The organism is Janthinobacterium sp. NKUCC06_STL (assembly GCF_019345455.1).
GTDB classification, from domain to species: Bacteria; Pseudomonadota; Gammaproteobacteria; order Burkholderiales; family Burkholderiaceae_D; genus Janthinobacterium; species Janthinobacterium rivuli.
Window position 1 is genome coordinate 1,431,504 of record NZ_JAHKQY010000001.1, and the last position, 16,345, is coordinate 1,447,848.

The following is a 16,345-nucleotide window of genomic DNA, read 5'->3' on the forward strand; positions in this document are numbered from 1 at the left end:
TTCAGCCGTGCCCGCCTTTTTTTCGTTCAGTGCTAGGCTTGCATTCAAGAAACCATCCACCAAAAAAACATGTCCCCACCGCTTACCCTGTCCAGCATGTTGCTGGCCCTGGCCGCCTGCGCCAGCCCCGCCCTGGCCATCGACGGCCATTACCAGACCAAGACGCCGTATGCGCCGCAGCAGGATCCGGCCACGTATGCCGCGCCGCCGGCCGGCTTCCAGCCAATTTTCACGCAGCTGGTGGCGCGCCACGGTGCGCGCGGATTGACGCGCATGAAGGGCGACGCGGCCCTGTATACGATGTGGCAGCAGGCGGCCGCGCAGGATGCCCTGACGCCGCTGGGCCGTGAACTGGGTCCAGACATCCTGGCCCTGATGCGGGCGAACGCCTTGCTCGGTTATGGCGTGGTCGGCATCGAGACACCCGGCTACGGCAATCTGTCGCAGACGGGCATCGAGGAACACCGACAGCTGGCTGCGCGCCTGCTGGCGCGCCTGCCCGCCCTGTTTGCGCAAGTGGGGCAAGATGCCGTGACGGCGCCGCGCCAGCTCGTCACCATCCATTCCGGCGTGGACCGCGCACGCGACAGCGCCCGCTTCTTCACGCAGTCGCTGCTCGAACACGCGCCCGCGGTACAGCCGATATTACAAGCGGATGGCGTCAACCGCTTCCTGCTGTACGCGCACAAGCTGGCGCCGCAGACGGACCGGGTCACCGATCCGGCCCATCCTTATTACGCCACCTACCATGCCAGCCAGGCGTACCAGCGCTATATCCGCACCAAGGGCCTGCACGCGCTGATGGACTCGCCCGCCCGGCTGCCGGCGGCTGCCGCGCACGCGCGCCATGTGCTCGAACGGCTGTTTGCGCCCGCCTTCCTCGACCAGCTTGAGCGCGGCGGCGCCAGCTATGCCGACACGGGCAACTACACCTTCACCAGCGACGACGGCAAACTCACGCGCACCATGACGGGCAGCGGCAAGACCGTCATCCGCAGCCTGAATGCGGCCGCCACGCAACTGTATGCGCTGTACGCGATCGCCGCCGGCATGCGCCATGAAGTGCCGGCCGATTTCAGCCGCTACATGCCCGCCGAGGATGCACGCTACTACGCCGCGGTCGCCGACCACGAGGATTTCTACGAAAAGGGACCGGCCACCACGGAAAGCGCCGGCGTGACCTGGCGCTTCGCGCTGGCCTTGCGCGACGATTTTTTCAAGGAAGTCGACGCGCTGGCCAAAGGAGATTTGCGCCACGCGGCCAAGCTGCGCTTCACACATGCCGAGATGATCATTCCGCTGGCATCGGCCATGGGCTTGCAGCAGCCGCTGCCGGCTTCGGCCAGCTATAGTTATGACAATCATCCATGGCGCGGCCAGACCGTCGCGCCACTGGCGGCCAACATGCAGTGGGACGTGTACCGCAACGGCGACGGTCAGCTCATCGTGCGCCTGCTGCACAACGAAAAGGAAACGCCGTTCCAGCCATCGTGCGACAGTGCCCGCATCGCGCCGGGCAGCGTGTTCTATGATTACACGGGACTGAAAGCCTGCTACGGCCACGTGGCGGCGCAATAAAAAAGCCGCCAGCTGGGCAGCTGGCGGCTTTCGAACTTCGAGCAGAAAGCAGTTACTGCCAGGCTTCCTTGCCCTCGCGTGGCTTGCCCACCATCAGCAAGGCGCCCAAGGTCAGCACGGCGGCCAGCGACAGGTAGTAGCCCACGTATTGCAAGCCGTAATTCGTCGCCAGCCAGGTGGCGATGTACGGCGCCAGCGAGGCGCCCAGAATGCCGGCCAGGTTGAACGTCAGCGAAGCGCCCGTGTAGCGCACTTCGGGCGGGAACAGCTCGGACAACATCGTGCCCAGCGGTCCGTAGGTCATGCCCATCAGGCCCAGGCCGACGGCCATGAAGACGGTCACTTCCCACGTCACACCCGAGCCGAACATGGGCGCGAGCACCAGGCCGAAGATGGCGATGGCGACGGAAACCCAGATCAGGGTGGCGCGGCGGCCGCGGCGGTCGGCCAGCACGGCCGAGAATGGAATCGTCAGCGCGAAGAACAGCACGGCGAACAGTTGCACGATGAGGAATTCCTTGCGCGTGAAGCCCAGTTTGGTCGTGCCCCAGCTCAGCGCGAACACCGTCATCAGGTAGAACAGCACAAAGGTGGCCAGGGCGATGATGGTGCCCAGGAACAGCATGCGGCCATGCTGGCGGAACACGGTGGCGACGGGCAGCTTGACGACTTCGTTCTTGTCGATGACTTTCTGGAAGTCCGGCGTTTCCGTGATCTTCAGACGCACGTACAGGCCGACGATGACCAGCAGCGCGCTGGCCAGGAACGGGATGCGCCAGCCATAGCTGAAGAACTGTTCATCGGTCATGGTTTCGCTCAGCAGGAGGAAGATGCCACCCGACAGGAAGAAGCCGATCGGCGCACCCAGCTGCGGGAACATGCCGTACCAGGCGCGTTTGCCCGGTGGCGCGTTTTCCGTGGCCAGCAGCACCGCGCCGCCCCACTCGCCGCCCAGGCCCAGGCCCTGGCCGAAACGGCACAGCGCCAGCAGCAGCGGCGCCAGGGTGCCGATGGCGGCATATGTCGGCAGCAAGCCGATGATGACGGTCGAGATACCCATGGTCAGCAAGGCTGCCACGAGAGTCGCCTTGCGGCCGATGCGGTCGCCGAAGTGGCCGAATACGGCCGAGCCGATGGGGCGGGCGAAGAAGGCGATGGCGAACGTGGCCAGCGACTGCAGCACGGCGGCCGACGGGTCGCCGGCGGGAAAGAACAGTTTCGGGAACACCAGCACGGCCGCGGTGGCGTAGATATAAAAGTCAAAGAACTCGATGGTGGTGCCGATCAGGCTGGCGAACAGCACCGTGCCGGGGGAATTTTTCTTGGGGGGGGTGCTCCGGGGCTTACTCATTTACTGCGCTCCTTGGGGAGGGTGTCTAAAGGCCATTCTCTGGATGTTTTTTCAGGCAGCAGCACAGCACGGTGTCTAGGCGCGTTGTTGGCATATCATAGCCGTGCGCGCAGGCATTTGCCGCGCATTTGCTATTAAATTTACAAACAAAAACAACGGTTTTTGTTGCCGTAGCGAACTGCTGGCAACGCGCGCTATCGCGCCGTGATCAGTGCTGATTTAGAGAAACAACGGTCGTGCGCCATCCGGTTACCCGGGGCACGGCAGGAAAGGCGTCATGGGATGGGCGACGTGTATCAGGCCCGGCGTATCGCCAGGCATTCCGTACCAGACCCGCGCGTCGGCATCGCGGCATCGGTCATTTGTGGTGAATCCTTGCCTGCGGCCCCTCCGGGTGGAGCGGGCCGGCGATGATCGCGCCTGCATCACTCAGGATGCGGTTGATCTTGCTGTAAGCGGCTTATGATACGCGCAGTGGTGCGGTGCGGCAAGAAATGATGCAAGCCAATTACGCCTCGATCAGGGCAAACGCCTTGCCGATCTCCGCACTGTCAAGCGGGCGCACGAGGCGCGCCACTTCCTGGCCATCTTTCAAAAAAACCAGGGTCGGCCACAGTTTCACCCGGAACGAACGCCCCAGGGCGCGGCCGGGGCCGTCTTCCACGCGGATATGCGGCACGCCAGGGTGCTGCGCAAACGCGGCGGCCAGCGGCGCCTGGGTGGCGCGGCAGTGGCCGCACCAGCCCGTGCCAAATTCCAGCAGGGCCGGCCCGGTCAAGGCGTCGATCTCGGCGCGAGTCGGTTGTGCTACGGAATATGTGTCGTTCATCATGCCCGTCTCCTTGAGAACTTAGACCACTTTCACGCGCAAGGTGCCCAGGCCATCGATGGCGCCCACCAGCTCGTCGCCGCGCTGCACGGCCGCCACGCCGGCCGGCGTGCCTGTGTAGATCAGATCGCCCGGCTGCAAAGTGAAATAGGTCGACAGGTCGGCGATGGTTTCAGCCACGTTCCAGATCAGCATGTCGATGCTGCTGCCTTGGCGCAACTCGCCGTTCACGTGCAGGGTGATGGCAGCACTGCCAATATCACCCGCCTGCACGGCCGGAGTGATGGGGCCGATGGGCGCCGAATGCTCGAAGGCCTTGCCCGTGTCCCACGGACGGCCCAGTTTTTTCGCCGCACCCTGCACGTCGCGGCGCGTCATGTCCAGGCCGACCGCATAGCCCCACACGTGGTCCATGGCGTCGGCCACGCCGATGTCGCTGCCGCCCTTGCCGATGGCCACCACCAGCTCCATCTCGTGCTGAAAATCCTGCGTCTGCGCCGGATACGGCAGTTCGCCCGTCGTGCCGGCGGGCACGGGCAGCACGGCATCGTTGGGTTTCATGAAGAAAAACGGCGCCTCGCGGCCAGTGTGGCCCATTTCCTTGGCGTGGTCGACATAGTTGCGGCCCACGCAATAGATGCGGTGGACGGGAAAGCTGTCGGCGCTGCCCGTGACGGGAACGCTGGGCTGGATGGCTGCGGGAATGACATACGACATGAAAACTCCTGATCGGCACGATAAAAAGACGGTGATGAAAAAGGGACACCGCAGTGTCCCTCATTTTACGACAACGTTACTTCAACAGCCCCGAGCGGCTCGGGTCCGGCATGCGGATGGCGACGATGAAGGAAATCAGGCACATGACGGTCACGTACCAGTAGAAATACTCTTCCACGTGCCAGGCCTTGAACTGCAGCGCCACGTATTCGGCCGAACCGCCGAACATGGCGTTGGCGACCGCATACGACAGGCCCACGCCCAGCGCGCGCACTTCGACGGGGAACATTTCGGCCTTGATCAAGCCGCTGATCGACGTGTAGAAACTGATCACGGCCAGCGCGATGATGATCAGGCCAAACGCCGCGTACGGGCTGGTGATGTCTTTCAAGGCATGCATGATCGGCAACACGCACAGGGTGGCCAAGCCGCCAAAGAACAGCATCGACGTGCGGCGGCCGATGCGGTCGGACAAGGCGCCGAACACCGGTTGCAAAATCATGTACACCAGCAAGGCGCAGGTCATGACGGCGCTGGCCGTCTTGGTATCCATGCCGGCTGTGTTGACCAGGTATTTCTGCATGTAGGTGGTAAACGTGTAGAACACGAGCGAGCCGCCGGCCGTAAAGCCCAGTACCGTGATGAAGGCGCGCTTGTGCTTGAGCAAGCCGCGCAGGCTGCCCGCGTCCTTGTCCTTGCGCTCGCTGGCGGTGGTCGTTTCCGTCAGGGATTTACGCAGGTTCAGCGAGACGAGGGCCGCCAGGGCGCCGAAGACAAACGGGATGCGCCAGCCCCAGGCACGCAGCTCTTCCAGAGTCAAGAGTTGCTGCAAGACCACCAGCACCAGCAAGGCCAGCAACTGGCCGCCGATCAGGGTCACGTACTGGAACGAGGCGAAGAAGCCGCGCTTGCCCGATTCCGACACTTCACTCATGTAGGTGGCGCTGGTGCCGTATTCGCCGCCCACGGACAAGCCCTGGAACAGACGCGCCACGAGCAGCAGGAACGGGGCGAAGGCGCCGATGGTTTCATACGTGGGCAGGACGGCGATCATCAGGGAACCGCCGCACATCATCAGCACGGAAATCATCATCGACTGGCGGCGGCCATATTTGTCGGCGATGCGGCCGAACAGCCAGCCGCCCACGGGACGCATGAGGAAGCCGGCGGCAAAGATGCCGGCCGTCTGCAGCAACTGCGTCGTCGGGTTACCGGAAGGGAAGAAAGCGTGCGAGAAATACAGCGCGCAGAACGAGTAAATGTAGAAGTCGAACCATTCGACCAGGTTACCGGAGGAAGCGCCAATGATGGCCTTGATGCGCTGCTGGGAAGTCAGCTGCGCAACGTCATGCGGAGTATCGTGGGATGTCATATCAGTCTTCTTGTTCGTGTGAAAAAGCCAACGCCAGCCGGATTGCCCAGGCTGGTTTTGCATCATACGCCCTTGATCCGGGTCAAAAAGCCGCCCGGCATACGCGTTAATACGTATGACGGGCAACTTTTTTTCGCCTGCGGGCGCGTGGAATCAGACCCGTTCCAGCACCAGCGCGATGCCCTGCCCCACGCCGATGCACATGGTACAGAGCGCATAACGCCCGCCCGTGCGGTGCAGCTGGTTGACGGCCGTCATGGCCAGGCGAGCGCCCGAGGCGCCCAGCGGGTGGCCCAGGGCGATGGCGCCGCCGTTCGGGTTGACGCGCGCATCGTCGTCGGGCAAGCCCAGCTGGCGCAGCACGGCCAGGCCCTGGGCGGCAAACGCTTCGTTCAGTTCGATGACATCGAAGTCGGCCAGGCTCAAGCCCGTCATGGCCAGCACTTTCAGGGTGGCGGGCGCGGGACCCATGCCCATGATGCGCGGCGCCACGCCAGCCGTCGCCATGGCCACGACACGGGCGCGCGGCGTCAGGCCGAAGCGGGCCGCGTTGGCCTCGTCGGCCAGCAGCAGGGCCGCGGCACCATCGTTGACGCCGGACGCGTTGCCGGCGGTAATCGTGCCGTCCACGCGCACGACGGGTTTCAATTTGGCCAGGGTCTCCAGGGTGGTGGCGCGCGGGTGCTCGTCGCGGCTGACAACAACGAGGTCGCCCTTCTTTTGCGCGATGCTGACAGGGCAGATTTCACTGTCGAACACGCCCGCCTGCTGCGCCGCCAAGGCCTTGACCTGGCTGGCCAGGGCGAACGCATCCTGGTCCGCGCGGCTGATGCCAAAGTCCGACGCCACGTTTTCCGCCGTTTCCGGCATCGAATCGACGCCGTACTGCGCCTTCATCAGCGGGTTGATGAAACGCCAGCCGATGGTCGTGTCTTCCATTTTCATGCCGCGCGAAAAAGCGCTGTCGGCCTTGCCCATGACAAACGGCGCACGGCTCATGCTTTCCACGCCGCCGGCGATCATCAATCCCGCCTCGCCGCTCTTGATGAAACGCGCGGCGCTGCCGATGGCGTCCAGGCCCGAACCGCACAGGCGGTTCAGGGTGGCGCCCGGCACGCTGTCGGGCAGGCCGGCCAGCAGGGCCGCCATGCGCGCCACGTTGCGGTTGTCCTCGCCCGCCTGGTTGGCGCAGCCGTACAGCACGTCGGTAACAAAAGTCCAGTCCACCTCGGGATTGCGCGCCATCAAGGCACGGATGGGTACGGCGCCCAGGTCGTCGGCGCGCACGCCAGCGAGTCCGCCGCCGTAGCGGCCGAACGGCGTACGCTGCGCGTCGCAAATGTATGCGTGGGTCATGTTCTCTCCTCCAAGAAAGTGTTGAATTAACGTCCGTCCGTCAGCGGCACGGCCGTCAACGCTTGCAACTGTTCAAAACTCAAGCCGTCCACCAGTTCGACCACCGTGGCGCCATTTGGCCCCAGGTCGAGCACGGCCAGGTCGCTGTAGATGCGGCTGACGCAGGCTATGCCCGTCAGCGGATAAGTGCATGCCTGCACCAGCTTGCTTTCACCCGTCTTGGTCAGCAATTCCATCATGACCCAGGTTTTTTTCGCGCCGATGGCCAGATCCATGGCCCCGCCCACGGCGGGAATGGCGTCCGGTGCGCCCGTGTGCCAGTTGGCCAGGTCGCCCGTGGCGGATACTTGAAACGCGCCCAGCACGCAAATGTCCAGGTGGCCGCCGCGCATCATGGCGAAGCTGTCGGCATGGTGGAAATAGCTGCCGCCGGGCAGCAGGGTGACGGGTTGCTTGCCGGCGTTGATCAGGTCGTAGTCTTCCTCGCCCGGCGCTGGCGCGGGGCCCATGCCGATGACGCCGTTTTCGCTGTGCAGGATGATCTCCGCGCCAGCCGGCAAGTGGTTCGCCACCAGGGTCGGCAAGCCGATACCGAGGTTGACGACACTGCCTTCATGGATGTCGGCCGCCACACGGGCCGCCATTTGATCTCGATTCCATTTGTTCATTTGTTACTCCTCAGGCAGCTTTGAAGCCGGCGGGGCCGGTGGCCGTGCGCGGCACTTGCACGAGGCGCTGCACGAACAGGCCCGGCGTGATGACGTGCTCGGGATCGATGCTGCCCAAGTCAAGCACCTCGTGCACGGAAGCAATGCTGACTTTCGCGGCCATGGCCATGATGGGACCGAAGTTGCGCGCCGTCTTGCGGTAAGTCAGGTTGCCCCAGCGGTCGCCCTGCTCCGCCTTGATCAGCGCGAAATCGGCGTGGATCGGCGACTCGAACACATACATGCGGCCATCGATCTCGCGTGTTTCCTTGCCCTTGGCCAAGTCCGTGCCATAACCGGTGGGCGTGAAAAAGCCGCCGATGCCGGCGCCGGCGGCGCGGATGCGCTCGGCCAGGTTGCCCTGCGGCACCAGTTCCAGTTCCAGCTTGCCCGCACGGTACAAGGCATCAAAGACGTGGGAATCGGCCTGGCGTGGGAACGAGCAGATGATCTTGCGCACCTGCCCGTTTTTCAGCAGGGCGGCCAGGCCCGTGTCGCCATTGCCCGCATTGTTGTTGACGATGACGAGGTCGCGCGCGCCTTGGGCGATCAAGCCGTCGATCAGCTCGGCCGGCTGGCCCGCGCCGCCAAAGCCGCCAATCATGACGGTGGCGCCATCGTGGATATCGGCCAGCGCATCAAGCACGCTGGAACGCAGTTTGTCGATCATTGCGGTCTCCTTCACATCAAACCCATCGGCCATTTGTTCGCACAACGAACAAATATTCGTATTTAGAACTTATTCGTGAGAATATGCCTGATCGGGGCGCTTGTCAATTTGCCGTTTTTGCCAGCGCCATGGCTATAATTGCCACCTTGATCCATTGGAATTGCCATGACCGCACGCAGCAGCACCTCCCTTGCTACCGAAGAAACCGTCGATGCGGACGGCGTGCCGCGTCCCGGCGACAGCTATGTGCAATCGTTCGCGCGGGGCCTGGCCGTGCTGCGCAGCTTTGGCGCGGACGCGCCGCAACAGACCTTGAGCGAAGTGGCGGAACGGGCGCAGCTGACGCGCGCGGGCGCGCGGCGCATCCTGCTCACCTTGCTGCATCTCGGTTATGTGGAAGCGGATGGGCGGCTGTTCCGTTTGACGCCGAAGGTGCTGGACCTCGGTTACGCCTACCTGTCATCCTTGCCCGTGTGGACGCAGGCGCAGCCGCTGCTGGAAGAATTGATGCAGACCTTGCGCCAGTCGTGCTCGGCCACCGTGCTCGACGGCGACGACATCGTGTATGTCGTGCGCCTGTCCGCGCACCGCACCATGTCGATCAACCTGGGCATCGGCAGCCGCCTGCCCGCCTACTGCACCTCGATGGGACGGGTTTTGCTATCGGGCCTGGCGCCCGACGCGCTGCGCGAACGGCTGTCGAAGATGGCGCTGCTGAAAATCACGCCGGCAACCAAGGTCGATATCGACGTCTTGATGGAAGAGATTGCGCAAGTGCGGCGCCAGGGCTGGTGCCTGGTGCAGGAAGAGCTGGAACAGGGCTTGATCGCCTTGGCCGCGCCCGTATTCGACCGGGCCGGCAAGGTGGTGGCGGCAATCAACGTCAGCGGCCAGACGGCGGGGCCGTCCGTGGCGCACCTGCTGGAACACAGCTTGCCGAAACTGCTCGATACGGCAAGCCGGGTCAGCGCGCTGGTGCGGGTGCAGCAGTAGCGTTTACTTGAATTTGGCGCACGGGTCCGGGCGCGGTTGCGCCGGCATCGTTTGCGTGAGGTCGAACGTGCCCTTGAAACCGATGCTACCCTGTTCCAGGTAGCCGATGCTGCGCACGTTCAGTTGCGGGTCGGCCAGTTTCAGCCAGCGGGGCACGCCGATATCCTTGCGCACATGCTCGTTGCCGGCGATCAGCACCACGTCGCGCGGCGCCTGGTCGCGGATCAGCTTGGCCATCCAGATATCGCGCGCCACTTGCGCGTTGACGACGCCACCCACCATCATGTCGGGCAGCATATTGCAGCGGGCCGCCTGGACTTCCTTCTGTTGCCCATCCAAAATGTCTGCCGGCACGGGCGCGGCCAGGTAGGTGGCCACCATGGCGGGTGGCATCGACCATTGGATGCCGTCGCGCACGATGCGCGAGGCATCGGCGGGCGACAGATTGGCGGCGACCAGGGTCAGCTGATAGCTGATGACGAGGTCCAGCACGGGCCGGTACAAGCTCCAATCCCAGCGCGGCTGTTCCATCACGCGGATGATGCAATCGGGGTCGGCACAATCGCGCGCGGCGCGCGTCAGCAAGGCCTGGTTTTCGCGGTCGAACTGTTCCATGACAATCACAGGACGCCAGCCGGCCGCCAGGCGGCGGCGCAATTCCTCGACCCGCAGGCGCTGGCCTTGCGCATTGTCATGCACTTCGCCCAGCAGCAACACTTGCGGATTGGGCAAGGTGTCAGCCACGGGCACGGGAGCGGGCGGAGCGTCTTTCTTCAGCAAGCTGCCGCAGGCGGCCAGCGCCAGCACGCTGCACAGCAGAGCGGCGCGTGCGCCGGCGCGGAAAATCACGGTTGTCATGTAAGCGGTATCCAAAGTGGCGATGCGCCAGATTGTACCGTCTCAGGCCGGCGCGGGCAGCTTGCGGCGCTCCAGCACTTCAAACACGGCCATGCCGGCCAGCATCGCGCCCACAAACAGCCACGCCTTCGGCTGGCCCGCCAGCAAAGACACGAGGGCGGGGCCGGGACAGAAACCGGCGATGCCCCAGCCCGCGCCAAAGGCCAGGCTGCCCAGCAGCAAGCGCCGGTCGATGCGCCGCGATACCGGCAATTGCATGGCTACGCCCAGCAGAGAACTGGTCCTCCGCCGCGCCAGCCAGAAGGCCGGCAAGGCCACGCCGATGGCGCCGCCCATCACCAGCGCCAGCGACGGATCCCAGGCGCCGGCCAGGTCGAGGAAAGCGAGCACCTTGGCCGGGTTGCTCATGCCGGAGACGATCAGGCCCACACCAAAGACGAGGCCGCTCAACAGGGAAAGGATCAGCTTGCTCATAAGTGACGCAACAGATACACGGTGAGGAATCCGGCCGCCATGAAGGCACAAGTGGCCGCCAGCGAACGCGCAGACAGGCGCGACAGGCCGCACACGCCGTGGCCGCTGGTGCAGCCGGCGCCATAGCGCACGCCCACGCCCACCAGCAGGCCCGCGACGATCAGGGCCGGCGTGCCAGCGTCGATCTGCACGGGCGGCAAGGATTGCCACAACTGGTACAGCAGGGGCGTGCCGATCAGGCCGGCAAGAAAGGCGATGCGCCAGCCCAGGTCGCCACTGCGCGGGCGCAGCAAGCCGCCGACAATGCCGCTGATGCCGGCGATGCGGCCATTGAACAGAATCAGCAGGGCCGCGGCCAGGCCGATCAGCATGCCGCCGGCCAGCGAAGCCCATGGCGTGAAGTGCTGCCAGGCTATGTTCATGGCAGTATCAGTCCGCTTCGTCGTTGAACGGGGCGCGCGGCGCGCAAAATTGTGCGTACAGCACTTGCAGCACGGCCAGCACGGGCGCGCTGGCGACGCGGTAATAAATCTGCTTGCCGTCGCGCCGCGTGGCCACCAGCATCTCTTCGCGCAGCACGCCCAGTTGCTGCGACAGGGTCGGCTGGCCGATGCCCACTTTCTGTTCGAGGTCGCTGACGCAATGCTCGCCCTGCGATAACTGGCACAGCAGCATCAAACGGTCGGCATTGCCCATGGCCTTGAGCAGCGAGCTGGCCTTGTAGGCCGAGCCACGCATGGCGTCGAGGCTGTATTCGGCGTGTTGTGTTGTAACTGTCTCCATCTTGCCCTCCCACAGGCGGTCATATTGATCATCATACGATAAACAATATACTAATCAATATATTGTTTTCGTGCTGGCGATTCGCACAAAAAAACAACAGTGTTTTTCGACGATAGCGTACTCATGCGAAGTGTGCGGCAGCGATAGCCTGCGCGCTATCAAAATGATAAATATTCGTAATTTAAAGCAAATATACGTAGCAAAATTGCCACGATTTGTGCTGTAATAAGACCTCATTAGAAAAATCGTGATACGCCCCCGTACAGGCGCATTGTCCGTCCAGGCGCAGGCCGGTTTCGGCCGCACCGCACGGTGAACCAGGGAGTCAAAGATGAAGATACTTGAGCCGCTATGCATGGCCATGCTGGCGCTGTCGGCGTGTACCGGCAATGTGGCGGCCAGCGATAGTTCCCCGCCCACGGCACGCGCGCCTGCCGTGAGCGACGACAGTCTCGGTTTCACCAACACGGCGGACAATCCTGGCTGGGAAACACCGGACTTGCCGTATGCGCGCCTGCTGGCGCAGGACTCGACGCTCAATGCCACCCCGCGCTGGCGCAGCGCCGGTGCGCGCCAGGGCGCACTGCCGCCGCCCGCGGCCACCATCCCTGCGGTACAGCACGCGAACGTGCCGCCGCCCGTGCCCGAAGCGAGCATGGTCTCGATGTTGCTGGTGGGACTGGGCTTGCTGGCCTTTAGCATGCACGGTGAAAAACAGGAAAAATTCGATAGCTGAGCTTATTTCGGCGGCCGATGCCGCTGCCTTAAAAAAATTCCGCATTGCGCGGAATTTTTTTGGCCACGTCAATCGTCCGGTCTCACTTGTCCAGCAAGCGGCACACCCGTTCGATATTCCCGACAGGAATGCCTGACTTCAGGGCGCGCGCGATGCAGGCCGCCTTGTCCGTGCCCGAGGCGGAAATGAGCACGAAGGCCGTGCCCAGGGCGCTGACGGCAACCAGCAAGATCAGCACGCCCTTGACGATATCCCAGTTCATGGCGTCTCGATGAAAGGCATCAGTGCTCCTTGGCAGATGTGGCTGCCGCATCGGGCCCGTTCAGCAGCGCCTGTAATTTTTGCATGGTGGCCCAGTTGCGCGAGGTGACGCCATCGCCCAGCAGCACACCGAGCGCCGCCACCACCTTGCTGGCCAGCACGCCATCGGGACACCAGGCATACGCGGCCCATTGGCCCAGCGCCAGCGCTTCCGGCTGCCACGGCCGCTGCAGCAAGGGCGCCAGGCGCTGCATGTCGGCCGGATTGTTCAGCACCAGGGTCAGCAAACGGGCCGCATCGGCCGCTGGCGCCAGGGTGTTCTGGTCGATCAGTTCGGCGAACTGGCCGGCCGACAGCACCGTCACCCTGGCCGCCACGCCCAGTTTCAGCACCAGCGCTTCCTCGATGCGGGCAGCGGCCTCGGCCGGCGCGACCTTGCCGCCGTCATACACGACGTTACCGCTGTTGAGCACGGTGCGCGCCTGCGCAAAACCCAGGTCGCCCAGCAGCTTGCGCAGGTCGGCCATGGCCACGCGCTTGGCGCGGCCCACATTGATGCCGCGCAAAAGCGCCACTTGCTGACTGTTTTCCATCTGTGCCATGTCTTGTCTCCTTGCCTATGCCTGGCCGGCCGGCACGCTGGCGGCGCCTTCCGGCAATGGCGTGACCTTGGGCAGGCGCAGCAGGAACGTCGCGCCCTGCCCCAAGGTGCTGCTGACCGTGATGGTGCCGCCAAACTGCTTGGCAATCAAGTTGAATACGATATTCAAGCCCAGGCCCGTGCCGCCCTGTCCCCGCCGCGTGGTGACAAACGGATCAAACACGCGGTCGAGCATGTCGGGCGCGATGCCGCGGCCGTTGTCGCGCACCTGCATGGCGATCCAGTCCTTGTCGCCAAGCACGCCGATATGGATATGGCCGTCCGTATCCGCATCAAAGGCGTGCTCGACGCAGTTCAAGACCAGGTTGGTCAGCACCTGTGCCAGCGCGCCCGGATAGCTGTCGAGCATGATGCCAGGTGGGCAATCGATATCGATGCGGATGCGCGTCTTTTTCAGGGTCGGCTGCAGGCTCGAGATCACCTCGCCAATATAGTCGCGCACTTCAAATAAACGGCGCGCCTCGCTGACCTGGTCGACGGCGATCTGCTTGAAACTGTGGATCAGGTGCGCGGCGCGGTAGGCATTGTTCATGATCAGGCGCGCGCTTTCGCCGGCCGTTTCCAGGTAGCGCACGATATCGGTCTTCTTCACGCTGCCGCCGGCCACCGCCGCGCTGATCTCATCGGTCGCTTCCTTCAGCACCGAGGCGCTGGTCAGCGCGATGCCGACCGGGGTGTTGATTTCATGCGCCACGCCGGCCACCAGGCTGCCCAGCGAGGCCAGGCGTTCCGACTGCAGCAACGATTCCTGCGCGCGGCGCAGCTCGTCCATGGCCTGCGCCGTTGCCTGCTGCGAACGGCGCGCCATGTCTTCCGCCTCGCGGCTGCCCTCGATGATGGACTTGAGCTTGCGCTGCACGGCATTGAAGCCGCGGATCACGTCGCCCAGTTCGTCGCGCCGGTTTTCCGGCAGCTCTTCGACCTCGTCGCTGCCGCGCGTGGCCAGGTCGAACAAGCCGTCGCGCAACTGTTTCAAGGGGCCAAAGACGATGCGCAGGCTCAGCGCCAGGGCGCCCACCAAAATGATGTCAAGCAGCAACACTTCCAGCACCTTGCGCCGCACTTCGCCGCGCAGGGCCGCATCGATCTGGGCGCGGCTGAAATTGACGATGACCTTGCCGACGATCACCGGCTTGCCGCCCGTGGCCGCGGCTACGGCATCGCGGAACACCAGCGGCGCCTCGACGGGCGTGCCGCCCATGGCCACGTCGGCGCTCAAGGGCACCAGGGTGCCGGCCGCGTCGCGCACTTCGCCGGCGAACAGGCCGACGGAGGCGTCGTAGACGCGAATACCAACCAGTTCCGGCGGCAGCATTTCGGCCGCGACGATGCTGTCAACCTTGGATTTGTCGAGGTCCCACAGGGCCGAGGGCAAGCTGGTCTGCAAGCGCGTCAGCACGCCGCTGCGCAGGCGCGCGCTGCCCGATTCAAGTTCCTGGCTCAGTGTATATTGGGTATAGGTACCCGAAATGCCCAGCACCAGGGTGACGATCACGACAAAAAGCAGGGTCAGCCGGACTTGGATACTCACCATCGATCAATACTCCCCGTGCCAGGCCGCCAGCCCGCGGCGCGGGCGCACAGACGTCAGCGGACAACAGCCTGAATCAAATGTACGGTATGACATGCTTATTGGCAAGATTTACAGCAATGCCGTTTTCCACCAGGCCTTGATACAGGTTGAGACATTGCGTCATGGCAATGGTAATATCCCGCAATCATCTAAGGAGTCGTCATGGCGGTCATGCATCAACATCTACCCCTGGAACAAGTTCGTCCTGGCATGGTCTTGTCGGATGTCTTGCTCGATGCGCATGGACAAGTGCTGCTGCCGCAAGGCGCGGTACTCACGGAAAACATGCTGGCCCTGATGCCCCGACACAACATCGACATGCTGCCGATCCAGGCGCCGCCACCGTCACCCGAAGAAATCGCCGCACAACAGGCGGCCGACAGCGAACGGCTGGCCTACCTGTTCCGCAAGCATGACCCCGAGGATCCCCTGGACGCGGCCACCACCTTGCTGCGCGGCTATGTCACGGCTTACCGCCTGGGCACGGGAGAGGCCGCATGAGCACCCAGCTGACGCTCGACGACATCGTCGCCCACCTCGATGATTTACCCTCGCTACCCGCCGTCGTGATGGAACTGCTCAACAGCATCGACCAGGAAGACGTCGATATTTCCGTGCTGGCCAAAAAAGTGTCGTACGACCAGGCGCTGACGGCAAAAACCCTGCGCCTGGCCAACTCCTCGCAATATGGCTTGCAAGTCAAAGCCACCACCATCCAGCAGGCGATTACTTACTTGGGCTTCCAGACGACGCGCAGCCTGATCACGTCGGCCGCCATCACGGGTTGCTTCCCGGAAGGACGCTGCCCCGGTTTCGACGACAAGGCTTTCTGGCGCCATTCGGTGGCGACGGCCGCTTGCGCCAAGGTGCTGGCGCGGCAGATCCGCTTCAACCAGGACTACGCCTTCACGGCCGGCCTGCTGCACAACATCGGCCGCCTGGTGCTGGTCAGCAGCTTTCCCGCGCACTATGCGCAAGTCATCGCGTACCAGGCGGCGCACGATTGCAGCCTGCTCGAAGCGGAGCAGGCCGTGCTGGGCGTGGATCACGTGCAGGCTGGCGTGGCGCTGGCCGAGCACTGGAATTTTTCCGACACCATGCGCCTGGCGCTGGGCAACTACCTGCAGCCGGAAACGCCGGGGGCAGGCTTCCTCGCATCGTTGATCCACGTGGCCAATGCGATTGTGTGCGCGCTCGACCTGGCGCAGGCGGGCGACGACATGGTGCCGCGCGTCTCGCCGGTGGCCTGGGATGCGCTGGGCCTGGGCGAAGACACGTATCTGCAACTGTTCCGCGAAACGGAGCTGCGCTACGATGAAATCACCTCGGCGCTGCTGAGCTAAACACTGGCGCAAACGCAAACGGCTCTCGCTGCGAGGCGAAAGCCGTTAGGGGTAGTACGGTACGTCCATGCTGCCCGGCCCAC

The 16,345-nt window shown here is 63.9% G+C and carries 19 protein-coding genes; 5 read left to right on the top strand and 14 right to left on the bottom strand.

The features are described from left to right. Nucleotides 1–69 precede the first annotated feature (69 nt). Nucleotides 70–1,578, top strand: coding sequence for a histidine phosphatase family protein (locus KO539_RS06490; protein WP_257626124.1), 1,509 nt, complete (start codon nucleotides 70–72; stop codon nucleotides 1,576–1,578). Between the two features lie 52 nt (nucleotides 1,579–1,630). Here KO539_RS06490 and KO539_RS06495 read toward each other — a convergent pair whose 3' ends face one another. The 7 genes from KO539_RS06495 to KO539_RS06525 all read right to left on the bottom strand — a co-directional run bounded on the left by KO539_RS06495 (nucleotide 1,631) and on the right by KO539_RS06525 (nucleotide 8,580). Then, nucleotides 1,631–2,929: an MFS transporter gene (locus KO539_RS06495; protein ID WP_035822011.1), complete on the bottom strand. Its 1,299-nt coding sequence runs from the start codon at nucleotides 2,927–2,929 to the stop codon at nucleotides 1,631–1,633. 508 nt (nucleotides 2,930–3,437) lie between these two features. After that, complete coding sequence (locus KO539_RS06500; protein WP_374106370.1) at nucleotides 3,438–3,758, bottom strand: thioredoxin family protein; 321 nt, start codon at nucleotides 3,756–3,758, stop codon at nucleotides 3,438–3,440. Nucleotides 3,759–3,779: 21 nt separating this feature from the next. Continuing rightward, nucleotides 3,780–4,475 (bottom strand): fumarylacetoacetate hydrolase family protein, encoded by a 696-nt coding sequence (locus KO539_RS06505; protein WP_099401546.1) that lies wholly within the window; start codon nucleotides 4,473–4,475, stop codon nucleotides 3,780–3,782. Between the two features lie 76 nt (nucleotides 4,476–4,551). After that, complete coding sequence (locus KO539_RS06510; protein WP_219307950.1) at nucleotides 4,552–5,847, bottom strand: MFS family transporter; 1,296 nt, start codon at nucleotides 5,845–5,847, stop codon at nucleotides 4,552–4,554. 153 nt (nucleotides 5,848–6,000) lie between these two features. After that, nucleotides 6,001–7,203: a 3-oxoadipyl-CoA thiolase gene (gene pcaF / locus KO539_RS06515; RefSeq protein ID WP_219307951.1), complete on the bottom strand. Its 1,203-nt coding sequence runs from the start codon at nucleotides 7,201–7,203 to the stop codon at nucleotides 6,001–6,003. 26 nt (nucleotides 7,204–7,229) lie between these two features. Then, the gene (locus tag KO539_RS06520) at nucleotides 7,230–7,871 is read right to left on the bottom strand and encodes a 3-oxoacid CoA-transferase subunit B (RefSeq protein WP_219307953.1); all 642 of its coding nucleotides are present in this window, start codon (nucleotides 7,869–7,871) and stop codon (nucleotides 7,230–7,232) included. A gap of 10 nt (nucleotides 7,872–7,881) precedes the next feature. Then, the gene (locus tag KO539_RS06525; RefSeq protein WP_076573106.1) at nucleotides 7,882–8,580 is read right to left on the bottom strand and encodes a 3-oxoacid CoA-transferase subunit A; all 699 of its coding nucleotides are present in this window, start codon (nucleotides 8,578–8,580) and stop codon (nucleotides 7,882–7,884) included. A gap of 165 nt (nucleotides 8,581–8,745) precedes the next feature. Here KO539_RS06525 and KO539_RS06530 point away from each other — a divergent pair, with 165 nt between their 5' ends. Next, complete coding sequence (locus KO539_RS06530; protein ID WP_219307955.1) at nucleotides 8,746–9,573, top strand: IclR family transcriptional regulator C-terminal domain-containing protein; 828 nt, start codon at nucleotides 8,746–8,748, stop codon at nucleotides 9,571–9,573. Nucleotides 9,574–9,576: 3 nt separating this feature from the next. On the opposite strand, the gene KO539_RS06535 is transcribed toward KO539_RS06530, so the two are convergent. Genes KO539_RS06535 through KO539_RS06550 form a run of 4 tightly spaced genes read right to left on the bottom strand, consistent with a single transcriptional unit; the run spans nucleotide 9,577 to nucleotide 11,688 of the window. After that, entirely contained in the window at nucleotides 9,577–10,431 is an 855-nt protein-coding gene (locus KO539_RS06535) for a ChaN family lipoprotein (protein WP_219307957.1), read from the bottom strand. Between the two features lie 42 nt (nucleotides 10,432–10,473). After that, nucleotides 10,474–10,905, bottom strand: coding sequence for a DUF6691 family protein (locus KO539_RS06540; RefSeq protein WP_219307959.1), 432 nt, complete (start codon nucleotides 10,903–10,905; stop codon nucleotides 10,474–10,476). Continuing rightward, nucleotides 10,902–11,327, bottom strand: a complete 426-nt coding sequence (locus tag KO539_RS06545; RefSeq protein WP_099401552.1) for a YeeE/YedE family protein — start codon at nucleotides 11,325–11,327, stop codon at nucleotides 10,902–10,904. Before KO539_RS06545 ends, KO539_RS06540 begins: the two co-directional genes overlap by 4 nt. A 7-nt stretch (nucleotides 11,328–11,334) precedes the next feature. Further along, a complete protein-coding gene (locus KO539_RS06550; protein ID WP_099401553.1) occupies nucleotides 11,335–11,688 on the bottom strand; it encodes a helix-turn-helix transcriptional regulator in 354 nt (117 codons plus the stop codon). A gap of 331 nt (nucleotides 11,689–12,019) precedes the next feature. Here KO539_RS06550 and KO539_RS06555 point away from each other — a divergent pair, with 331 nt between their 5' ends. Then, on the top strand, nucleotides 12,020–12,424 hold the full coding sequence (locus tag KO539_RS06555) for a hypothetical protein (protein ID WP_219307961.1): 405 nt from the start codon (nucleotides 12,020–12,022) through the stop codon (nucleotides 12,422–12,424). Between the two features lie 82 nt (nucleotides 12,425–12,506). On the opposite strand, the gene KO539_RS06560 is transcribed toward KO539_RS06555, so the two are convergent. Genes KO539_RS06560 through KO539_RS06570 form a run of 3 tightly spaced genes read right to left on the bottom strand, consistent with a single transcriptional unit; the run spans nucleotide 12,507 to nucleotide 14,880 of the window. Further along, the gene (locus tag KO539_RS06560; RefSeq protein WP_099376588.1) at nucleotides 12,507–12,686 is read right to left on the bottom strand and encodes a hypothetical protein; all 180 of its coding nucleotides are present in this window, start codon (nucleotides 12,684–12,686) and stop codon (nucleotides 12,507–12,509) included. A gap of 19 nt (nucleotides 12,687–12,705) precedes the next feature. After that, the gene (locus KO539_RS06565; RefSeq protein WP_219307963.1) at nucleotides 12,706–13,287 is read right to left on the bottom strand and encodes a DUF1697 domain-containing protein; all 582 of its coding nucleotides are present in this window, start codon (nucleotides 13,285–13,287) and stop codon (nucleotides 12,706–12,708) included. A 15-nt stretch (nucleotides 13,288–13,302) separates the two neighbouring features. Beyond that, entirely contained in the window at nucleotides 13,303–14,880 is a 1,578-nt protein-coding gene (locus tag KO539_RS06570) for a sensor histidine kinase (RefSeq protein ID WP_219307965.1), read from the bottom strand. Nucleotides 14,881–15,090: 210 nt separating this feature from the next. Between KO539_RS06570 and KO539_RS06575 the strand changes: the two genes are divergently transcribed. Then, nucleotides 15,091–15,420: a hypothetical protein gene (locus KO539_RS06575; RefSeq protein WP_307789025.1), complete on the top strand. Its 330-nt coding sequence runs from the start codon at nucleotides 15,091–15,093 to the stop codon at nucleotides 15,418–15,420. Then, entirely contained in the window at nucleotides 15,417–16,262 is an 846-nt protein-coding gene (locus KO539_RS06580; RefSeq protein WP_219307967.1) for an HDOD domain-containing protein, read from the top strand. Before KO539_RS06575 ends, KO539_RS06580 begins: the two co-directional genes overlap by 4 nt. Nucleotides 16,263–16,345 lie beyond the last annotated feature (83 nt).